9 protein-coding genes are annotated in these 22,272 nt (G+C 43.4%); 6 read left to right on the plus strand and 3 right to left on the minus strand.

Annotation, left to right across the window (positions count from 1 at the left end):
• Positions 1-12 precede the first annotated feature (12 nt).
• Positions 13-3,120, plus strand: coding sequence for a beta-galactosidase, LacZ type (lacZ, locus tag BACCELL_RS09095; protein WP_007211432.1), 3,108 nt, complete (start codon positions 13-15; stop codon positions 3,118-3,120).
• A gap of 17 nt (positions 3,121-3,137) precedes the next feature.
• Positions 3,138-5,045: a glycoside hydrolase family 97 protein gene (locus BACCELL_RS09100; RefSeq protein ID WP_007211433.1), complete on the plus strand. Its 1,908-nt coding sequence runs from the start codon at positions 3,138-3,140 to the stop codon at positions 5,043-5,045.
• Positions 5,046-5,053: 8 nt separating this feature from the next.
• Here BACCELL_RS09100 and BACCELL_RS09105 read toward each other — a convergent pair whose 3' ends face one another.
• From BACCELL_RS09105 to BACCELL_RS09115, 3 genes are all read right to left on the minus strand, one after another.
• Entirely contained in the window at positions 5,054-7,426 is a 2,373-nt protein-coding gene (locus tag BACCELL_RS09105) for a glycoside hydrolase family 127 protein (RefSeq protein ID WP_007211434.1), read from the minus strand.
• Between the two features lie 18 nt (positions 7,427-7,444).
• The gene (locus BACCELL_RS09110) at positions 7,445-9,529 is read right to left on the minus strand and encodes a hypothetical protein (RefSeq protein WP_007211435.1); all 2,085 of its coding nucleotides are present in this window, start codon (positions 9,527-9,529) and stop codon (positions 7,445-7,447) included.
• A 194-nt stretch (positions 9,530-9,723) separates the two neighbouring features.
• Entirely contained in the window at positions 9,724-11,643 is a 1,920-nt protein-coding gene (locus BACCELL_RS09115) for an alpha/beta hydrolase-fold protein (RefSeq protein WP_044153729.1), read from the minus strand.
• A gap of 270 nt (positions 11,644-11,913) precedes the next feature.
• On the opposite strand from BACCELL_RS09115, the gene BACCELL_RS09120 reads away from it, so the two are divergent.
• The 4 genes from BACCELL_RS09120 to BACCELL_RS09140 all read left to right on the plus strand — a co-directional run bounded on the left by BACCELL_RS09120 (position 11,914) and on the right by BACCELL_RS09140 (position 22,245).
• The gene (locus BACCELL_RS09120; RefSeq protein WP_007211437.1) at positions 11,914-14,331 is read left to right on the plus strand and encodes a glycoside hydrolase family 127 protein; all 2,418 of its coding nucleotides are present in this window, start codon (positions 11,914-11,916) and stop codon (positions 14,329-14,331) included.
• Between the two features lie 339 nt (positions 14,332-14,670).
• The gene (locus tag BACCELL_RS09130) at positions 14,671-16,569 is read left to right on the plus strand and encodes a glycoside hydrolase family 97 protein (RefSeq protein ID WP_007211439.1); all 1,899 of its coding nucleotides are present in this window, start codon (positions 14,671-14,673) and stop codon (positions 16,567-16,569) included.
• Between the two features lie 5 nt (positions 16,570-16,574).
• A complete protein-coding gene (locus BACCELL_RS09135) occupies positions 16,575-19,670 on the plus strand; it encodes a glycoside hydrolase family 2 TIM barrel-domain containing protein (RefSeq protein ID WP_044153732.1) in 3,096 nt (1,031 codons plus the stop codon).
• Between the two features lie 130 nt (positions 19,671-19,800).
• On the plus strand, positions 19,801-22,245 hold the full coding sequence (locus tag BACCELL_RS09140) for a glycoside hydrolase family 31 protein (RefSeq protein ID WP_007211442.1): 2,445 nt from the start codon (positions 19,801-19,803) through the stop codon (positions 22,243-22,245).
• Positions 22,246-22,272: the final 27 nt, after the last annotated feature.

Here is a 22,272-nt window from a genome sequence, read left to right on the forward strand (position 1 = left end):
AATAATAATGATATGAAGAAGAGACTATTCAGCCTATTTGCGTTGGCTATTGGATTGCAAACGGTTGCTTTATCCCAAAAGAATGAGTGGAGAGATCCGGAGGTAAATGCTGTGAATCGTGCTCCGATGCACGCTAATTATTTTGCTTATGAATCATACGATGCTGCCCGTACAGGTGTTAAGGAAGAATCTGATAATTTTCTGTCTCTGAATGGGATGTGGAAATTTAATTGGGTAAGGAATGCTGACCAGCGTCCGGATGATTTTTATCAGTTGGGTTATAATGATAGTGCGTGGGATGAACTGAAAGTACCTGCTGTATGGGAGTTAAATGGTTATGGTGATCCTATTTATGTCAATGTAGGGTACCCATGGAAGAACCAATTCAGAACTGATCCTCCGAAAATACCTGTAGCCAACAATCATGTAGGATCCTATCGAAAAGAGATTGTCATACCGGCGGAATGGAAGAATAAGCAAATCTTTGTGCATTTTGGTTCTGTCACTTCTAATATCTATTTGTGGGTAAATGGTAAGTATGTTGGGTATAGTGAAGACAGCAAACTGGAAGCGGAGTTTGATTTGTCGGGTTATCTCAAACCGGGAAAAAATCTGATTGCATTTCAGGTGTTCCGTTGGTGTGACGGGTCATATCTTGAAGATCAGGATTTCTTCCGCTTTTCGGGTGTGGGACGTGATTGCTATTTATATACTCGCAACAAGACTTGTATACAGGACATAAGAGTTACTCCCGATTTGGATCAGCAATACACCAACGGATCACTGGACATTGCTCTCCAGGTGAAAGGACGGGGTACCGTAGAGTTAGAACTGTCGGATGCGAAAGGCAATGTGGTTGCAAACACCCGGTTGAATGGTTCGGGCAGTCTTTCGACTGTTATGGAGGTTAAGAATCCTCTTAAATGGAGTGCGGAAATGCCCAATCTTTATTGCCTGACCGCTACTTTAAAGAATGGCAATGATATTTTAGAAGTTATTCCGGTAAAAGTGGGGTTCCGTAAAGTGGAGATTAAGGATGCTCAGCTGCTTGTGAACGGACAGCCTGTACTTATTAAAGGTGCCAACCGCCATGAAATGGATCCCGATTATGGATATGTTGTTTCACGGGAGCGTATGTTGCAGGACATTCGGATTATGAAACAATTCAATATTAATGCTGTGCGTACGTGTCATTATCCTGACGATAATCTTTGGTATGAATTGTGCGATGAGTATGGTTTGTATGTCGTAGCTGAGGCTAATGTAGAGGCGCACGGAATGTTATATACTAATAATCAGCTTTCTAAACATGCTTCTTTTGCCAAAGCACATCTGGAACGTAACCAGCGTAATGTGCAGCGCAGTTACAATCATCCTTCGGTTATTATTTGGTCATTGGGCAACGAAACTGGTCCCGGCCCTAACTTTGAGGCTTGCTACCGTTGGATAAAAGCGGAAGATGCGACACGCCCCGTGCAGTATGAACAGGCCGGTCATGATTATTATACCGATATTTTCTGCCCAATGTATTTGTGGTACAGTGCGTGTGAGGATTATGCCAAGAGTAATGCTACTAAGCCGCTTATACAGTGTGAATATGCGCATGCTATGGGTAATTCTATGGGTGGATTCAAAGAATATTGGGACCTGATACGTAAATATCCGAAATTCCAGGGTGGGTTTATTTGGGACTTTGTTGACCAGTCTGTGCGTTGGAAAAATAAAGATGGTATTGAAATATATGCGTATGGCGGAGATTTTAATAAGTACGATGGTTCTGACAATAATTTCTGTGATAATGGTCTGATAAGCCCTGACAGGGTACCGAATCCGCACATGTACGAAGTGGGTTACTTTTATCAGTCCATTTGGACACATCCCGTCAACCTGCAAAATGGAGAAATAGAAATCTTTAATGAGAATTTCTTCCGTGATCTTTCCGCTTATTATCTGGATTGGCAGTTATTGGCAGATGGTGAATTGGTAGAAGCCGGCACTGTTAGCAATCTGAATGTTGCTCCTCAACAAAAGGCGAAACTAAAACTGGACATCTCCGATGTAAATTCGTATAAAGATAAAGAACTATTACTGAATGTGTCTTATAAACTTAAAAAGGCTGAAACCTTATTATCTCCCGGATTTACTGTTGCAAAAGCTCAAATGTCCGTCATTCCCTATAAAGCACCCGATATGGCATTAGTGAATGTGAAGAAAGCGAATATAGAATCGCTTGCTCCTTCCGTGAATAATAATGATGGCAATTATCTGATCATTGAAGGTGAGGATTTCATTATCGAGTTTGCGAAGAACAATGGTTTCCTGAGCAGATATAAGGTTGCAGGCAAAGAATTAATGAATGATGGCGGACAACTCGTGCCTAATTTCTGGCGTGCGCCTACTGACAACGATTATGGTGCCAGGTTGCAGCATAAATACAGAGTATGGTTGAATCCAAAACTGAAAAGAACTTCATTTACCAATAAGCAGGAAAATGGAACGATTGTAGTTGAGGCCGGATATGAAATGCCTGATGTATCTGCTAAATTATATCTGACTTATGTGATAAATAATACAGGTGAGATAAAAGTTACCCAGAAAATGGTTGCCGGTGAAGCAGAGAAAGTGCCCGATATGTTCCGCTTCGGCATGCAGATGCAGATGCCTGACGAGTTCTATAGAATCAACTATTATGGCAGAGGTCCTGTGGAAAACTATTCGGACCGTAATCATGCAACGGATTTGGGAATTTATCGTCAGACGGTGGCTGAACAATTCTATCCATATATCCGTCCGCAAGAAACGGGTACTAAGACTGATATACGTTGGTGGAGACAACTGAATGAAGCGGGGTCCGGGTTGCAATTTGTTGCGGAAGCACCGTTCTCGGCATCGGCTCTGAATTATACGATTGAATCTTTGGACGACGGATTGAATAAAGATCAGCGTCATTCGCCGGAAGTAATCCCGGTGGATTATACGAATCTTTGCATAGACAAGGCTCAATTGGGGCTGGCTTGTGAAAATAGTTGGGGAGCTATCGCTTATCCGCAATACCGCTTGCCGTACGGTAATTATGAATTCAGTTTTATAATGAAGCCGGTATTTAATAAAGTTTATTGATGTGATAAAATCGGATTATGAGAAGATTGTGTTTGTTGTTCTTATTGATAGGAACCTATTGTTATGCCGGTGAAAGAAAATATACGGTTGATTCGCCTGACGGAAAGATACAGTTAGCGATTATTCAAACGGATGCCGGTGAGCTGACTTATCAATTATCCGTGAAGCGTAAACAAGTGATTGATGCTTCTGCATTGGGGTTTAAAACGGAAGATGGGCTGACTTTTCCTTTCCGGGGATGGAAAATGGGAAAGGTTACTCGTAACAAAGTGAATTCTGTTTGGAAGCCTTTGTGGGGAAAGCGTGCCGTGGTACCCGATAAATACAATGAGATGAAGCTGTCTTTTGTGAATGAAGCGAAATCATCGGATGCTTTGGAAGTAGTGGCACGGGCTTATAATGAAGGTGTGGCTTTTCGCTATGTGTCGCCTCAAGATGCAGGTTCTGCATTGGAACTTACTACTTTTAATTTTGCAGGCGATTATACTGCATGGTTTTATAATGGTGAAAGGCATAATATCGGTCCGGAACGATTGACGGAAACTGATGGTGAGCGCTTGCCTGTGATGACGGTGAAGGCTGCGGATGATTTATATCTGGCTGTCCATGAAGCTTGTCTGGATGAAGGGGAACCTTTGAAACTAAAGTCGGAAAAAGGGCAATGTTTGTTTTCTGTGTCTGTAAAGCCGCATTTGCTTCATGCGGGGTATCAATCGGCATGGCGTGTGGTTCTTTGCGGCAATCGTCCGGGCGATCTGGTAGATTCTCATCTCTTGGAATTATTGAATCCGGAACCTTCCGGAGATTATGATTTTTCATGGGTAAAGCCGGGAGTTGCATTGTGGGACTGGCGTATCAATGGTGCTCAATGGGAAGGATTTCATTATACAATGTCTTATCCTTCTTGGGAAAGAATGGTTGATTTTGCCGCCGAACAGGGTTTTGCCTATCTGGTTCTTGATGCCAACTGGTATGGACCTGAGTTTGAGCAAGGCTCAGATCCTGTAAAGGGAGATAAGGCCAGGGATGTACGAAAGTTGATTCAATATGGAAAACAGAAAGGAGTAGGCATTTGGCTGTATCTGAATGATGTAGGAGGACGTAATTATCCGTTGGAGGAAACCTTGAAGCAATATGGCGCATGGGGAGCTGCCGGGGTGAAGTATGGTTTTATGGCTGGAGATGGCGAAGAGAAGAATACCAGAACGAAGAGTATAACTGAAATGTGTGCACGGTATAAATTATTGGTAGATTTTCATGATTATCCGGTGCATCCCTATGGGCAGATGCGGACGTGGCCCAATGCTGTGACACGTGAATATTGCAAGGCTCAATTGGACGGCCATGAGATTTTCTATCCCAAGACCTTTGTTACTTCGGTATTTGTGAATATGATAGCCGGCCCGATTGATATGAATAATGGTATGTTTGACTTGCGACAGGGGAAAACGACGCGTTCGGATAATAATCAGGAGGTACCTTCAACGGTGGTATCGGAAGCTGCACGAACATTGATCACTTTCTCCGGCGCAACGATTATTCCGGATATTCCTGAATATTATCGTAAATATCCTGCTTTACTCCGCTTTTTGTCTGCACAGAAGATGCCTTGGCTGGAAAGTAAGACTTTGGATGGCGAAATAGGGGAATATATCGTAATGATGCGTCAAGCGGAAGATGGAGCATTCTTGGTAGGAGCTGCAACTAACGAAGAAAGTAGAACTTTACGTGTGCCGCTGTCTTTCTTAGGTAAAGGAGACTATGAAGCGGAAATTGTAGAAGATGGGGAGAATGCCCATTATTTGAGTAACAGAGAAACGATTAAGGTTTCGAAAAAGAAAGTAACGCGGAATGAAGTTCTGAATATAAAGTTAGCGCCGGGTGGCGGAGCTTGTATCCGTATTGGAAAAGAAATAAAACAGTAGCTATCCAGCTACTGTTTTATTAATCTTACTTCATATATTTCACCTATTTGCTTGTTGGGTTTTGCCACAAACTTGACGCGTACTTGTTTCTTATCCTGCAAAAGAGTAGCCGGAATGTCATAGGTTTCTGCCTTGAACTCTGATATGCGATATTTGCCGGTGTTGTTGATGGAACGGAGAAGCACATCATCAATATAGATATCGAATTCATGGCTTTTCCATTCGCCCACTCCCCAATACTTGAGTCGCAGCTTGAGGTTAGTCAGACCATCGGTTTGCATGAGGTAGCTAAAATAATGTCCGTTGCGGGCATCGCGATAGAAGACATTATTTGTGTTACCGGTGTATGACTCGTCGGTCTCCATCTGGTGGTCGGTCTCCGGTTGCTGTTCGCCTGGCTGCACTTTGTCGACAGTGCTTGCTTCGAGTGCCTGACGCTCCTGTTCCTGCTTGGCAATGTTATCGATATACTGCTTGTAGCTACCTTCGGTGAGGGCAAGCCAATATATCATGTAACGAGAGTCATGAATTTCGAAGAATGGTTGCAACTCTCCTTCAATCTTGTTCTCCGTGCGGGTGCTGAGTGTGAAGTGCAGCGGTTTGCCAGACACAGGAGTGAGCTGTGACGGGATACTGGTAATGTCATTGTTGATGAGGATTGGAGCTTTATCAATAGGCTGCTTTGGACCACCTGCATACTGCCCGAAGCGGCTATCATCCGCTATAAGTGAAGCCATCGACTCTGTACCGGTTTTCATTCCGAGAAGGATAGGTCCATGCATGAGAGCAACGTACTGCGGTTCGTTGGGTAGATAGCGCAGGGATGAGTGCATTGGGAAATTGATGTTTACTACATCGCCTTTTTTCCATTTGCGATTGATGCTGACGTAGGATGACGGGCCTGTAATGATGTCGACAGGCTTTCCGTTTACACTGACCTTGAATTCGCCCGGATGTACCCATCCCGGATAGCGCACCATGAGATTGAATGTGCCTTTACCTTCCGCAATAGTAATAGTACTGTTTTCAGAATAAGGGAAAGCCGTCTCCTGACGTAACGTGATGCCGCGTTCCTTCCAGTCGAGCTGTGAAGCCGCATATAGATTCACAAAAAGGGCATCACCTGCATGGGTGTAGATGAACTGTCCGTACTTGCCATGGTTCTCCATACCGGTGCCGACACAACACCACATTGCTTCATTAGGAGCGGAGTAGTTGCGATAGTGGCGGGGACGGGCAGGCGTAAAATAGACGTAGCCTCCATGTTCCGGGTGCTGGGTGGAGAGTATGTGGTTGAATGTGGCAAGCTCGTAGTAGTCGGCATACCGCGCTTCCGGATTACGACGGTGGAGGTCTTCTGTAAGTTTCAACATATTGTTGGTGTTACAGCTCTCAGGACCGTCAATGTCGTTGATGAAGTCCATACAAGCATCCTTAGCAGGGAAATGCTCACGACGGCTGTTTCCGCCAAATGCAAGGCTGCGCTCGCCGGTTACGATATCCCAGAAGAATGAACTTGCCACATGATAATCCTCATTTCCCGACAGCTCTGATATACGCTCAAAGCCGATAACTTTGGGTACTTGCGTATTGGCGTGCATATTGTCGAGGCAGTCTTGCCGCTGCGACATAGGAGTAAATAACCGTTTGTGGGAGAAACGCTTTGCGCAGTCAAGGTACTTTTGCTCATGAGTAATGGCATACGCATCAGCAAGTACTTCGTTCATGCCGCCATGCTCGTTGCCAAGCATCCGTTCCATCTGTTCATCCGACAATCCTGATGTGATGTGGATTGCCCAATTGCAAAACTGTAGAAAAAGACTCTTTGCCTGTTCATTGCCGCAATATAGCCATGCGTCGCGTAAGCCGGCATACATCTTATGCAAATTGTAGAACGGTGCCCATGAGCCACTGTATACGCGGAAGTCTCCGTCTTTAAAGCCATTCCAAATATTCTGGCTGTTAGGCATTCCGCCCATGTAGCCAATACCCCATTGGGGATGATTCTTGGAATTGGCTTCGGCACATTCGGCAATTTCACTGATAATGTACTCCATACGCTTGCGACATTCTTCATTGCCGGTGGCTGCATTGATGGCCATAGCTGTGAGGTAATGTCCTCCGACGTGTCCGTCTAATCCGTCCCAGTTGGGATAACATTTAGCTTTGGGTGTCAGCCCTGCCTCTTTTCGATAGGGAGCCATCAAACGGTCACAGTCGTACTTGAGCAATGTCTCGATATTCAAGTCCCGGGCATGTTTCAACGGCCCTTCGAGGAGTGTTATTTGTGAGAGCGGAAACTCGTTGGAATACAATTTATCTTGTGCATTTATCCCTGTGGCTGCACATATAAATAATAGAATAGTAAATGTTTTTTTCATGGTTACATTCTGATATTCTTATGCAAGAGGAGTAAACACAACCTTATATGTTTTAACTACCCCTTTATAATCGAATTTCACAATAGCAGTTCCGGAAACCGATGTTGCCTGGATAATCTCTACTTTCACATTCTTATCAGTCGCTGATGCCGATACAGTAGGGGTTCCGGTAGTTCCGGCCGGAAGTTTGTAAACAGCTTCATAGATGTCATAGCCGGTAATACCATTGCTTTCAGTAGAGCGTACAGGAGTTGCCGGTACTTCGATTGCTTTTCCATTGACCTCTATATTTACTTTGGGGACAATAGGGCGAGTGATCTTCTTCTTGTTTGAGCTGAATCCCAAGCCGGCTAAATCGAAAAGATTGCCCGTTTCTTCGCTTTCAGCAACGAGATAGATTGCATGTTTCTTGTCCAGGTGGTCAACAAACTTCGATACATCAATTGTAAACTGTTCCGTTTTCTGCGCCGAGTTGGCGGGAACAACAATTTCGCCTATCTTCGTCCCTTTCCAGGTTTCGTTATCCCACGGACCATCTAACCAAACGTTCACTTTAAACGTTTTTGATGTTTTGGGTGTAAGGAAGAGGTTGAAGGCTGTTTGGTTTCCCTTTTTGGTTCCTTCGAAAGCTTTCAAACCCAGTTTGTCTTTATTCAATCCGCCGAAGCCGAAGTATTTATATCCTATTATATTGCCGTTTTTCACGTTTGTGATGGGGGCATGATTATCCCAGATGTCCCATGAATCCTGCTGGATACGTCCGTCGGAGAGATAACATGCAAATCCCGCGGAATAATACTGATAGGGATCAAGGCCGAATATATGGAATCCTTCCGAGGTTACTTCTGCTCCTTTGTATTCATTTCCTTGGCTGTCTTTGGCTGTCCAGATTTTATTTTTTGCATACGGATCGTAGGCTCTGATGGAAACTTTACCGCCTTCCGACACCGGTTTCTTATCCCATTCTACATGGATTGGGGCTACCATTGACTGGCGTGCGTTGCCGAATCCCCGTGGCGGACGGTGATAGAATACATACCATTGTCCGTTAATGAGTTCTATACTTCCGTGTGTATTGTGTCCTGCATTAGTTGTTTGCAGGTGTGAACCATCCTGATTTAACACCGGGGCACGCGAATCGACCAGAACGCCGCCGCTTTTCCATGGACCCAGTGGAGAATCACCATAAGCGTAACGCAAAGTGGAGTTGGAACTGCCCAATCCATAGTCGGGACCTGAATGTCCGCTATAGATGGTCACGTATTTGTTTCCGATCTTACGTATGGATGAAGCTTCAAAGAAGTTGAATGCTTCGAGGTCCTCTCCGGGAAAGATATGCGGATATGAAATATTCTTCGGACCGCGATTGTTACCTCTGCGAACGCCTGCCGGCATGAAATAAGGAATAACCTCTGTTCCCGGGCGTACGGAATACATGGTGTTTTGGTCCAGTTGAGCGGCTAATGAACGTTGGAATCCCCAGTATCCATAGGCTCTGAATCCGATTTCATAATCCGGATCGTTCGGATCCGTAATATATTCGATATATACTGATGGGTCGAATCCCAGAATACTTCCGGGCAGAGTTTTTGTACCATCAGCAGTCAGGTTGATGGGGGTAAAGGGTCCGTCGGGGCGGCTTCCTTTGGCAACCATCGCTTCTCTGTCTCTACCGCGGCTATGCGGGTACAGATAATATTCTTTTGTGCCGTCCTTCCTTTTCACTTCAACAAGGTCGGGAGCGTACATCACATCCCATTGTCCTTCTACCTGATAGGTAAAGATAGGCCCTTCGTCACGCCAACTTGATAAATCTTCTACGGGTGCCGACCACATTCTGATGTCCGGCCCGCAATAACTGCCGAAGCGGACATCGTGCGAACCGATGATGTAAGCGCGAAATTTTCCCGGATTGTCGGGATCTTCAAAAACACGGGGTTCTCCGTCCGGCAAATGTTCCCATAACGGTAGATACGGATTACCGGCTCCATGATAAACAAACTTGGACGTTTTGGGCTGATTATTATTACCGGCTATTGCTTTTGTTATTGCAAACATAGGGACAATAGCAAACAATAATAAAACGACTTGAATTCTTTTCATAACCAATCTAATCTTTTTTATACGTAAATATTTATGTTATTATTTGTTCAATAAGACACCATGCGACAAAAGTAAGCTATCGAAGGATGAGTGGCTTTTGATATTAGATATTTGAATTTCAAAATCAGATATATTTGTGATAATCCTTGTAAGTATTGAGTAAGAAGATAGATTGTTTTCTAATGTGTCTTTTGTCATTTGTTGAATAACAATTGTGCAAAATGATACAGATTATTCCTCCATACCGGCCAGGTGTGTCCACCCGGGTATTCGGAATATGTATACTTCAGTTTTAGCGTATCAAACTCTTTAAGCATATTCTGACAGTTCTGATAGGCTATATCTTCTTTACCTCCCATGGCAATCCAGAGTAATCTGAGTTGAGAGTCTATCGCTGCTTTATTCTTGCTGATAAACTCGTATTGGTCATCTGCGATTTTCTGGTAGAAAGGTAGCCATCCGGAACTGAATACACCGAGATGAGCGAACATATCTGTATGGTATAGGCCGGCATAAAGTGTCTGTATGCCTCCCATAGAGAGGCCTGCAAGTGCGCGGCTGTCCGGTTCTTTTCTGACGCGATAGTTCTTTTCTACAAATGGAATGACAGCCTGCATCAGCTCGGCTTCGAATGCTTTCAAGGCACCGGCATTGAATCCGGCAGAAGCCATATTGCCGTCTAGCATTATTATCAACATCGGTTTAGCCTTTCCCTCAGCGATCAGGTTGTCCATTATCAGGTCCGTTTTACCTTGCGTAGCCCAGCCGCGTTCATCTTCTCCACCACCATGCAGCAGATATAAAACAGGATATTTTTCAGTCGTGTGGGTGTCATATCCGGCAGGCGTATATACAAAGAAGCGTCTCCACGAACGGCTTACTTCCGAGTAGTAACGTTTCATGCGGATATCACCGTGCGGCACATCCTTCAGTGCATAATATTCTCCACCTTTGAAAGGAACTTCAATGCCGCTTGCCATGCGTCCCATGCCATAGAAAGTTTCACTTCCGGGATCGGCTACCGCCACTCCGTCAATCAATAGTGAATAGTAATGGAAACCTTCACCCAAAGAATCGGTTACCGTTTCCCAGATGCCCCCTTCCTGTCTGACCATATCATATTTCCGTCCTAGGTCTATCTGTACTTTCTGTGCATCCGGGGCTTTTATGCGAAAAATAGCGCGGTGGTCTGCTGTCAGTTGCGGATATTTGGAATTCCGTACGTTGGATTCCGCGCGTGTCCCGTGAAGGCCGTATTTATCGAAGCTTGATGTATCTACAGGCTTGAATAGCAATTGAGAGAACAGGTAGAGGTCGTTTTTCCATACATTGAAGTCGTGGCCTCCGGGCTCCACATAGAAGATGTGGGGAATCCGATGCTGTTGCAGGTAGAGGTGAGTACGCTCGCTGAAGGACATTAGGTTGTCATTATCTCCGCAGGATATCCACAACAGTTTCAGTTGCTGTTTGGTAGTTTCCGGATTCGGGACAAGCACTTCGGGTGCTTTGGTGTTGGGAGCGGATGAGAATCCTCCTACCCAGGCGAATTTATCCAGATTTCCCAGACCAAAGTTTAGAGATTGCCCGCCACCCATTGACAGGCCTGCGATGGCTCTGCTCTCTCGATTCTTGATTACAGGATATGTCTTTTCAATAAAGGGAATCAGGTCGTTCAACAGATCTTTTTCAAAAATGGCGAAGCCTTCTACTTTATCCGGAGCCATGATATTGCCCGTAGCGCGGTCATCTTTTATGGCCCTTCCGTTGGGGAGTACTACGATCATCGGCGTTAGTTTGCCTTCGGCATACAGGTTATCGAGAATGACTTGCGGTTTGCCATTATTGAACCACTCCTGTTCATCGCCACCGATACCATGCAGAAGATAAAGTACGGGGTATTTCTTGCTTTTGCTGAAGCCGGGAGGGGTATAAACCAATGCTTTCCGCTTCGTACCGACGGTTTTAGAGTTATAAGTCACCGTTTCTATTTTCCCTTGGGCTATTCCTGTTTTTTCTACGTCGAAACCAGCCTGGGAGTGGGGGATACTACTTTGTGCCTGTACCCCGAAGCAATACGCCAATGCGCATACTAAGATGATTGCAATGTTTCTCATGGTTCTGAATTTTATGTCGCAAACATACGGCATTCTGTTTTCTCAGCCCAATAATGATGTTACACGTTTCTTTCATGATGTTACATCTTTTGAAAAATGTACGGAGTAAGTACGGTAGAGTTGCGGTGAGGCTACGAAAGAAGTTTTATCTGAAATCTAAAATCAAATGTCTGAAATTGACAATGACTATAACATAATAGGCCTATTTTTGCATTGTGTCAGATCATATGAAAGTATGATTATAAGTGGAAATAAATCAAGGATTAGGAAATGAAGAAAAAATGGATTCTATTGTTACTGATAACGATTAGTTTTACAAGCCTTACTGCGCAGGACGCGCTTTATCCGAACACTTTCCCTCTGGGAGATGTGAGAATAACCGCAGGTCCTTTTAAGCATGCTTGTGATTTGAACGTTAAGGTTCTGCTTCAGTATGATACCGATCGTTTGCTGGCTCCTTTCCTGCGTGAAGCAGGATTACCTAAGAAAGCGGAAACGTATGGTAATTGGGAAAAAGACGGTCTTGACGGGCATATCGGTGGGCACTATCTGACTGCTTTAGCCATTCATTATGCCGCTACAGGTAATCTGGAATGCAAAAAACGCATGGATTATATGGTTTCTGAATTTGCACGTGTACAGCAGGCTAATGGTGACGGCTCTATTTGCGGTTTTCCAAACAGTAAAAAGTTTGCAGAAGAAATAAGAAAAGGGAATGTAGGCATTGTATGGAACTATTGGGTTGCCTGGTATAATATGCATAAAACCTATGCCGGACTGCGGGATGCCTGGCTTTACGGTAAAAATGAAAAAGCGAAAAAGATCTTCCTGAAGTTTTGTGACTGGGGCGTCGACGTTATTTCTAATTTAGACGACCGGCAAATGGAGCGTATGCTGGATAATGAATTCGGCGGTATGAATGAAGTATATGCGGATGCCTGGCAAATGACCGGCAATCCCAAATACCTCGATACGGCGAAACGCTTCTCACATAAGCAGATTTTCGACAGTATGGCAAGGCGCATTGATAATCTGGATAACAAGCATGCCAATACGCAAGTGCCTAAAGCCGTGGGATATCAGCGTGTGGCTGAACTTAATTCGAAAATCGCTCCGGATTACAATGATTTTATGACTGCTGCTGAATTTTTCTGGGAGACTGTAGTTTCTCATCGCTCTTTGTCATTAGGCGGAAACAGTCGGGGTGAGCATTTTCCCGAAGCAGGAAAATGTTCCGATTATATGCACGAACGTCAGGGACCGGAGTCGTGTAATACTAACAATATGCTGAAACTTACCGAAGGTCTGTTCCGTATGCATCCCAAAGTGGAATATGCCGATTTTTATGAACGTGCTATGTATAATCATATCCTTTCTACTCAGCATCCTGAACATGGGGGATATGTATATTTCACACCTGCTTGCCCCTCGCATTATCGTGTTTATTCGGCACCGGGAAAAGCAATGTGGTGTTGTGTGGGTACCGGTATGGAGAATCATGGTAAATACGGGCAGTTTATTTATACCCATGATATGGCGGATAATGCTCTGTATGTGAATCTTTTTATACCTTCTGAATTGAACTGGAAAGAGAAGAAGATTAAGATTGTACAAGAAACGGACTTTCCGAATGAAGAGGGGACTACGCTGACTGTTAATCCTTCCAAAGCAACACAGTTTAAACTGCTGATACGTTATCCATCGTGGGTGGAGCAGGGAAAAATGCAGGTGGTCTGCAACGGGGTTGATTATGCAAAAAGTGCGCAGCCAGGCTCTTATATAGCCATTGATCGCCAATGGTCAAAAGGAGATGTGGTAGAAGTAAAGACTCCGATGACCGTGAAAATTGAAGAACTGCCCAATGTACCTAACGCTATCTCGATCATGCGTGGCCCTATTTTGTTAGGTGCGAGGACGGGAACGGAAAATATGCCCGGATTAATTGCCGGAGACGGGCGTTGGGAGCATATTGCGCACGGATCGCTGGTTTCACTTTTTGACGCACCTTATATTATAGGGGAAAGAAGTGATATTCTGAATAAATTGAATAATATGAGGCCTGTCGAAGGAAAATCTTTTAGTTTTACTGTTCCCGGTTTGTTTACTCAGGAAAAATATAAGAATCTGATACTTGAACCATTCTATGGAATTCATGATAGCCGCTATATGATGTATTGGTTATCAATGTCCGAGCCCGCATTCAGGGAATATAAACAAGCTGTGGAAGCTGAAGAACGTGGGAGAATGATACTCGACAAGCGTACTGTGGATATGGTATCATCGGGTGAGCAACAACCTGAGTCGGATCATGCAATGAAAACTCAGGATTCACATCGTGGAGTACATGCCGGTGAGGCTTGGCGTGATGCCCGTAATGGGGGATATTTCGAATATACACTGACCACGAAAGGGAATGAGAATCTCTCATTGATGGTCCGTTATTGGGGAGCTGAGTCTGGTAGCAGGAGCTTTGATATTCTGGTTGACGGTCAAACTATCGTTACGGAAAATATTGTCGGGAAATGGAAGAAAGACTTGTTCTGTAATGTGGAATATAATATTCCGGCCACTTTGCTGAAATCGAAAGATAAAATTACGGTTAGGTTCCAGAGTAAGCCGGATACTACAGCAGGAGGAATTTTTGCAGTACGATTGTTGGTTCCCGAATCAATGGTAATGGATAAATAAATGGTCGCATGACATCAGAGGATATAATATCGCTGTATTTCAAAATGCAGTGAATTAGTGGTAGGAAAAAATTAAGTTAGATAAAGTTAGAGGTTAAATTTTGCATTTATTTTGATAGGAATTTAATGGTAAATAGTTTTTGGGAAAGGAATAACAAATGATTGAAAAGCTCGAAGCGATAGAAATATGCTTCGGGCTTTTCTTGCTTTACAGTGGGATAGAAGGACGATATTATCTAAAATCACAAATGGATTATCTAAAATTGCAAATATGTACAGAGGTATTTCCCTACTTTTGTTGGGTTAACAAAATAAGGGTCGTTGTACTAACTAAATATGTATGTTTATGAACTTACTTAGAAAAACATGGGGGATTGTAATAGCTGTTATAATCAGTTCGTGTCACTCGGCAACATTTGATATTATTTCTCCTGACGGAACCTTAAAGGTTGGTGTAGTGACAACAAAGGATGGCGATTATGGAAAAGCCGCTTTCGTTGTGCATTACAAGGGAGATAGTATTCTTTTTCGTTCCGAACTGGGATTGGAAACAGATGCGCAAAAGTTTGCCGGTAACTTAAGACTGAAATCAGTTTCGGAACCGAAATCCGTGATTGATGATTATAGGATGATTACGGGAAAACGGAGCCATTGTGTGAATGAGGCTTCCGAACGGGTTTATTCTCTGGAAAACGATAAAGGGCAAACTTTGGAGGTAACGTTTAGGGTGTATAACGATGGGATTGCATTTAAGTATGGGCTTAAGGCTATTTCGGATGAAGAACATATCATTAATGAATATACGGCGTACGCCTTGCCACAAGGGAGTAAAAGATGGATACAACAATATGATCCGGGTTATGAAAAGTTTTTCCCGCTGTCTACTGATGGTAAGCTTGCCAATCGCCCAGAGGTTGACCTTTGGGGATATCCGGCGCTTATAGAGCCACGGGATTCTGTGTTTGTGCTGATTACGGAGGCTAATATCAGACGGGGGCATTGTGGCTCTTTTCTGTATAATGGGGATAATCGCGATAATTATCAGGTGCGATTGGGGGATAAAAAACTTGCTTTTAGCGGTGTGTGGGAGTCTCCATGGCGATTGCTTATTGCTGGTTCTTTAGCTGATATTACTGAGTCTACACTGGTGACGGATGTGTCTGACCCTTCTAAGGTGGAGGATACGGAATGGATAAAACCCGGAATGGTGTCATGGATTTATTGGGCATACAACCATGGTTCTCAAGATTATCAAATCGTGAAGGAATACATTGACCTGGCAGTCAAGATGAAGTGGCCTTATGATCTGATCGATTGGGAATGGGATGTAATGAGAAATGGGGGAAATATCCAAGATGCCGTGAAATATGCTTTGAGTCAAGGTGTTAAACCTTTGGTCTGGTATAATTCGAGCACGAATTGGATAGGTCCCGGTCCTCTCTTTCGTCTGAATAAAAAGGCAGACAGGGAAAAGGAATATAAATGGTTAAGCGATATGGGAGTTGCCGGCATTAAAGTTGACTTCTTCTCGGGTGATAGTGTTTCTACAATGAATTATTATATAGATCTGCTTGAAGATGCCGTGAAGTATAAATTGATGCTTAACTTTCATGGTGCCACTATTCCTCGCGGATGGCAACGTACGTATCCTCACATGATGTCGGTGGAGGGAGTATATGGGGCGGAATGGTACAATAACACTCCGGTTTTGACGAATCGGGCTGCGGAACACAATGCTACCTTACCTTTTACGAGAAATGTCGTAGGTCCAATGGATTATACTCCGGGCACTTTCTCTGATTCTCAGCATCCGCATATCACCTCTTACGGTCATGAATTGGCATTACCGGTAATTTTTGAGTCGGCCTTGCAGCATATGCCAGACAGGCCTTCGGTTTACTATGATATGCCGGAACCTGTAAAGAAGTTATTATCGGATTTGCCGGCAGCCTGGGATGATACGAAGCTTTTGACCGGCTATCCGGGTATGGAGGTTGTTATGGCACGGCGCAAAGGGGATGTATGGTATATTGCAGGGATTAATGGAACCAATGAACCGAGAACCCTTTGTTTTTCGCTGAAAGACCTTTCCGTTGCCGGTAAGAAGATAACTTTATTTGAGGATGGTACAGATGACAGAAGCTTTGCTATTGAAGAAAATCTTCCTTTGTCAGAAGACGAAATGACTTTGGAAATAAAATGTTTGCCGCGTGGAGGATTTGTAGCTGTTATAAAATGATGAGTATGAGAATTTATATATTTCTGTTAACTGTTTGTTTTACCTTTCAGATGCGTGCACAGCAAGTGCCTGATTGGGAAAATCCTCGCGTAGTAGGTATCAATAAAGAGGAGTATCACAGTACATTGACGTTGCCGTCCGGGAAATCCTCGTGTGAAGAGATTGTGTCTTTGAACGGGAGGTGGAAGTTTTACTGGTCTCCCGATCCGCAAAGTAGGCCGTCGGACTTTTATAAAAATAATTTTGATGTGAGTGGCTGGGATAACATTTCTGTACCGGGGACATGGCAGTTACAAGGCTATGGAAAACCTATTTATACCAATTGGACATATCCTTTTAAGAAAGACCAACCAAAAGTGACAGGAGAACCTCCCAAGCATTTTTTTAGTTATGAGAATCGCAATCCGGTGGGGTCTTATGTGACAACTTTTGATGTTTCGGAGGATATGAAAGATAAGCAATTGTATCTGCACTTCGAAGGAGTTAAGTCGGCTATGTATGTATGGATTAACGGGAAAAAAGTAGGATATAGCCAGAATTCCATGGCTCCGGCGGAGTTTGATATTACCGGATATGTAAATGAGGGGCAAAACCGTCTGGCGGTAGAGGTATACCGTTGGTCGGATGGCAGCTATCTGGAAGATCAGGATATGTGGCGTTTTAGTGGGATTTATCGCCCGGTAGAGTTATGGGTACGCCCTAAAATCCATATAAAAGACTATTCGCTGACTACCGATCTGGCAGATGATTTTTCGTCTGCCGGTTTTAAGGCAAAAGTCTGGTTAAGAAACTTGTCGGACAGTAAATCGGGAAAACTGAGTCTTGAGGTTCTATTAAAAGGGAAGAATCGGAATGAGGAGAGATTTGTGAAACGGTTAATCACTCCTGTAAAGAATTTGCCGGCAACATCCGCAGGCTGCTATACTTTGTCATCTGTTGTGGAAAATCCGAAGCTATGGTCGGCGGAAAAGCCAAACTTGTATGATGTTGAAATTAGGCTTTACGATGGTAAGAAGGTGGTTGAGGAGTTTCAATCACATATAGGAATATGGAAATGCGAGATTGATGGAAATGTATTTAAGTTTAATGGACAGCCTGTTAAATTGAAGGGAGTGAATCGCCATGAACATCATCCACGCACCGGCCGACTTGTGGACAGGGAGACTATGGAAAAGGATTTGAGACTGATGAAACAAGCCAATATTAATATGATCCGTACTGCACACTATCCTAATTCCCCGTTGTTTTATGAATTGTGTGACAGATATGGTTTCTATGTGATGGATGAGGCTAATCAGGAAAGTCATGATTATGGTTTAGGTAATAAAATACTTGGTGATAACCCGGAATGGACGTTAGCGCATGTAGACAGGGCACTTGCATTGGTACAACGAGATAAGAATCACCCTTGTGTGGTCTTTTGGTCTTTGGGTAATGAAGGAGGTGCCGGACGCAATATGCAGGCTATGGCAGATACAATACAGGCCATAGATGCTTCACGTATTATTTTTAGCGATACCGATCTTTCTGTATCGGCTTTTAATGATCCTTCTTATTATACTCCCGGAAAGTTTAAGGAATATGCCCGGGAAAAACGTGATAAACCTATCTTTATGCGTGAGTATGCTCATGCCATGGGAAATTCAGTAGGCAATTTGCAGGAGTATTGGGATGTCATTGAGGTTAATGACCACGTTTCAGGTGCGGCTATTTGGGATTGGGTCGATCAGGGAATTGCAAAGAAGATAAATCCGGGATATAAGAAAGGAGTGGAGAATTCAGGTTCTTTGCTATTGAAGGAAGGTGAATTCTGGGCTTATGGAGGAGATTTCGGTGATTTTCCTAATAATGGGGATTTCTGTTTTAATGGTTTAATTGGGGCTGACCGTGTTCCTCACCCACACTATTATCAGGTTCAGAAAGTGTATCAGAATATTGGTTTTTCACTTGAAGGGCCGAATAAGGTACGTCTCACCAATAAGTATGAATTTACGGCTTTGGATGAGTTCGATTATGAGTATGAATGGTTGCAGAATGGTGAACTTGTAAAGTCGGGAGAAGTACCGCTTGTAGCTGGAGATCATTTGGATATTCCCGCTTTCACGGGATCGGGTGAGCTTTTCCTGAATGTATTTGCCAAGCTGAAACAGAGTACATGCTGGGCTGAAAAAGGCTTTGTTATTAGTAAGGAGCAATTTTTGGTGAATATGGCCAAACCGGAGTCTATTGCTTCGGAAGGGGGAAGTGTTGAAGTGAATGCGTCACCGGTTGCTATTGAGATAATGGCTGGATTGAATTGTTTCATTGTAGATGTGAAATCCGGTGCTTTGACAAGTTGGAAAAATGGTGGAACGGAAATTCTATATGCCCCTTTGGAACCTTATTTCTGGAAACCGGCGAACAGTAATCAGATGAATAATGGTTATAATAACCGTTTAGGAATATGGAGAAACGCTGCTGGTGAACGTGTAGTCGAAGGTGTGGATTATTCTGTGAAGAATGGGCTGGCTGTAGTGGAGGTTAGTATGTCGTTGCCTGTGGTAGGTGCTGCTTATCAATTGCGCTATACTGTAAATGGGAGCGGAAAAATACAAGTTGAAGCTTTCTATAAACCGGAAAAAGAAAAGATTCCATTAATGCCTAAGTTTGGAATGAGGATGCGTTTATCTTCTTTCATGGATTATGTCAAATGGTATGGTCGTGGTGAATTTGAGAACTATCCGGATAGGAAAACGGCTACTTTAGTCGGTTGTTATGCAACGGATCTCAATAGTTTTGTCACGGATTATGCTTTTCCACAGGATAATGCAAACAGATGTGATGTCCGTTGGTTTTCACTGAATGATAAGGAGGGTCGAACGATAAAAGTGACAGGTTTGCAACCGCTCTGCTTTCGTGTGTGGCCGTATGGTGAGGAAGATTTGGAAAAGAACAGGCATGCTTATGAACTACCCGTACGCGATTATGTGAATGTGAATATTGATTTGAATATTCATGGCGTAGGAGGTGCTGATTCTTGGGGAGCAAGAACATTGGATGAATATACAATGGATGGCAATCAAGCTTATTATTATGGTTATTTGATGGAATATTCTGATTGATAGCCATTTATTTATCTAATATTGAAAGTCAAATATCTAATATTGAAAAAGGTGTAAAAGATATGCAGCTATTTTTGTATCGTGCAAAGTTATGGAATGCGAGTTTTAATCATTAAATGTAATAAGTACCATGAAACCAATTAAAAGTGTATTTATATTAATGGCGCTGTGTTGTTGTATCCCGCTTACAGGGCAAGATTATCAGCAAGTTCCTGAGGGAATTAAGGCGACCATTAATTCTGTAGATGTAGAATTACAATTCTATACTCCGTCAATTGTAAGAATACTAAAATCTCCTAATGGGTGGAAGTATACAAAGGAGAGTCTTTCTGTAATAGAAACTCCTCAGAAGGTGAAGACTGCCGTTACTCAGGAAGGCAATATTGTAAGCCTGAAAAGTAGTGAAATGGGGGTTGCTCTTAATTTGGAATCTGGTGTTGTGTCTTTCTTTAATGCGAAAGGAGAGCCGTTGCTCAGTGAAAATGGAAAGCCGGAGTTTACCGATTTTAATGATGCAGGCACAAAAACGTTCACTGTTAAGCAAACGTTTCTTTTAGATAAGGATGAGCCTCTTTATGGGTTGGGCATTCTCCAGAATGGAAAGATGTCGCAACGTAATCAGACTAAACGTCTTGTACAGGGCAATGTGGAAGACGTGGTTCCATTTGTGCAGTCCGTGAAAGGATACGGTCTTTTCTGGGATAACTATTCACCAACCAATTTTGCCGATAAACCGGAAGGAACCTCTTTCCAGTCTGAAGTGGGAGATTGCATCGACTATTATTTCATGTACGGTGGAGATGCCGATGGTGTAGTTGCGCAAATGCGTGCACTGACCGGACAGGTTCCCATGTTCCCCCTCTGGACTTACGGTTATTTCCAAAGTAAGGAACGTTATAAGAGCCAAGAAGAGACGGTGGGAGTGGTACGGAAATACCGTGAATTAGGTGTGCCTCTTGATGGAATCATTCAGGATTGGCAATACTGGGGACACAACTATTTGTGGAATGCTATGGACTTTAAGAACCCTTCGTTCAGCGATCCTAAAAAGATGATTGATGATGTGCATGGAATGAATGCGCATATGCTGATTTCTATCTGGTCTTCGTTTGGACCCATGACCAAGCCTTACAGGGAATTGGACAAGAATGGTATGCTGTTTAACTTTTCTACATGGCCCCAGTCGGGACTCGATACTTGGCCGCCCAATATGGAATATCCTTCCGGAGTACGCGTATACGATGCCTATAATCCGAAAGCCCGTGATATCTATTGGAAATATCTGAATGAAGGTATCTTCAAGTTGGGTATGGACGGCTGGTGGATGGATTCTACGGAACCTGACCATTTCGATTGGAAGCCGGAGGATTTTGATACGAAGACCTATTTGGGGTCATTCCGCAAGGTGCGTAATGCTTATCCGTTGTTGACGGTGGGTGGCGTTTATGATAATCAGCGTGCCGTAACTTCAGATAAACGCGTCTTTATTCTTACACGTTCTGTTTTTGCCGGACAGCAACGTTACGGAGCCAATGTATGGTCGGGAGATATCGGTTCTTCTTGGGAATCACTGCGCAATCAGATTCCGGCAGGCTTGAATTTTACTCTTACCGGAAATCCTAACTTCAATTCAGATATTGGTGGCTTCTTTGCCGGAAACTATAATAAGAGTTGGAATGACGGAAGTGCCCCCAAGAATCCGATGTATCAGGAACTGTATGTGCGTTGGCTGCAATTCGGTACGTTTACGCCGATGATGCGTTCACATGGGGCTGATACACCGAGGGAGATTTATCAATTCGGGAAAAAAGGCGAATCAATATATGATGCTATTGAAAAAATGATTCATCTGCGCTATGCATTGTTGCCCTACATCTATTCCACTTCATGGGAAGTGACCGAGCGACAGTCGAGCTTTATGCGTGCGTTGGTGATGGACTTTGCTGCTGACAAGAAAGTATGGGATATAAAAGACCAGTATATGTTCGGTAAATCCATTTTGGTAGCACCGATAGTTAATGCGCAATATACTCAGGAGAAGCTGGTAAAACTAAAAGAAAATGATGGTTGGGATAAGAATAACGTTCAGAAGTTTGAGAATAAAGCTCCGGTAGACTTTATGCAGGCTAAGTCTGCAAAGGTATATTTACCGGCGGGTACTACCTGGTATGATTTCTGGACGAATGAGAAGTATGACGGTGGACAAGAAATAGAAAAGGAAACGACTATTGATGTCATTCCTTTGTATGTCAAAGCTGGTAGTATTATTCCAATGGGGCCTAAAGTGCAGTATGCAACGGAGAAACCGTGGGATAATCTTGAATTGAGAGTATATGCCGGTGCCAATGGTTCTTTTGTTCTGTATGAGGATGAATTTGATAATTATAATTATGAGCAGGGAGCATATACAGAGATTCCTGTCGTATGGAATGATGCATCACGCCAGTTGATCATAGGAGCTCGAAAAGGTGCATACAAGGGAATGTTAAATAATAGAAAGTTCACAATCGTACTTCAAGACGGAACTCGGAAAGTTGTTGACTACAAAGGGAAAAGAGTTAGTGTGAAATTCTAGTGTTATTTGGAAATATAGATTTTAAAG

Source organism: Bacteroides cellulosilyticus DSM 14838, assembly GCF_000158035.1.
Lineage (GTDB): Bacteria > Bacteroidota > Bacteroidia > Bacteroidales > Bacteroidaceae > Bacteroides > Bacteroides cellulosilyticus.

Bases quoted from the DNA above. Each gene is read 5' to 3' on its own strand.
- lacZ (WP_007211432.1), top strand. From the start codon at position 13: ATGAAGAAGAGACTATTCAGCCTATTTGCGTTGGCTATTGGATTGCAA.
- BACCELL_RS09100 (WP_007211433.1), top strand. From the start codon at position 3,138: ATGAGAAGATTGTGTTTGTTGTTCTTATTGATAGGAACCTATTGTTAT.
- BACCELL_RS09105 (WP_007211434.1), bottom strand. From the start codon at position 7,426: ATGAAAAAAACATTTACTATTCTATTATTTATATGTGCAGCCACAGGG.
- BACCELL_RS09110 (WP_007211435.1), bottom strand. From the start codon at position 9,529: ATGAAAAGAATTCAAGTCGTTTTATTATTGTTTGCTATTGTCCCTATG.
- BACCELL_RS09115 (WP_044153729.1), bottom strand. From the start codon at position 11,643: ATGAGAAACATTGCAATCATCTTAGTATGCGCATTGGCGTATTGCTTC.
- BACCELL_RS09120 (WP_007211437.1), top strand. From the start codon at position 11,914: ATGAAGAAAAAATGGATTCTATTGTTACTGATAACGATTAGTTTTACA.
- BACCELL_RS09130 (WP_007211439.1), top strand. From the start codon at position 14,671: ATGTTTATGAACTTACTTAGAAAAACATGGGGGATTGTAATAGCTGTT.
- BACCELL_RS09135 (WP_044153732.1), top strand. From the start codon at position 16,575: ATGAGAATTTATATATTTCTGTTAACTGTTTGTTTTACCTTTCAGATG.
- BACCELL_RS09140 (WP_007211442.1), top strand. From the start codon at position 19,801: ATGAAACCAATTAAAAGTGTATTTATATTAATGGCGCTGTGTTGTTGT.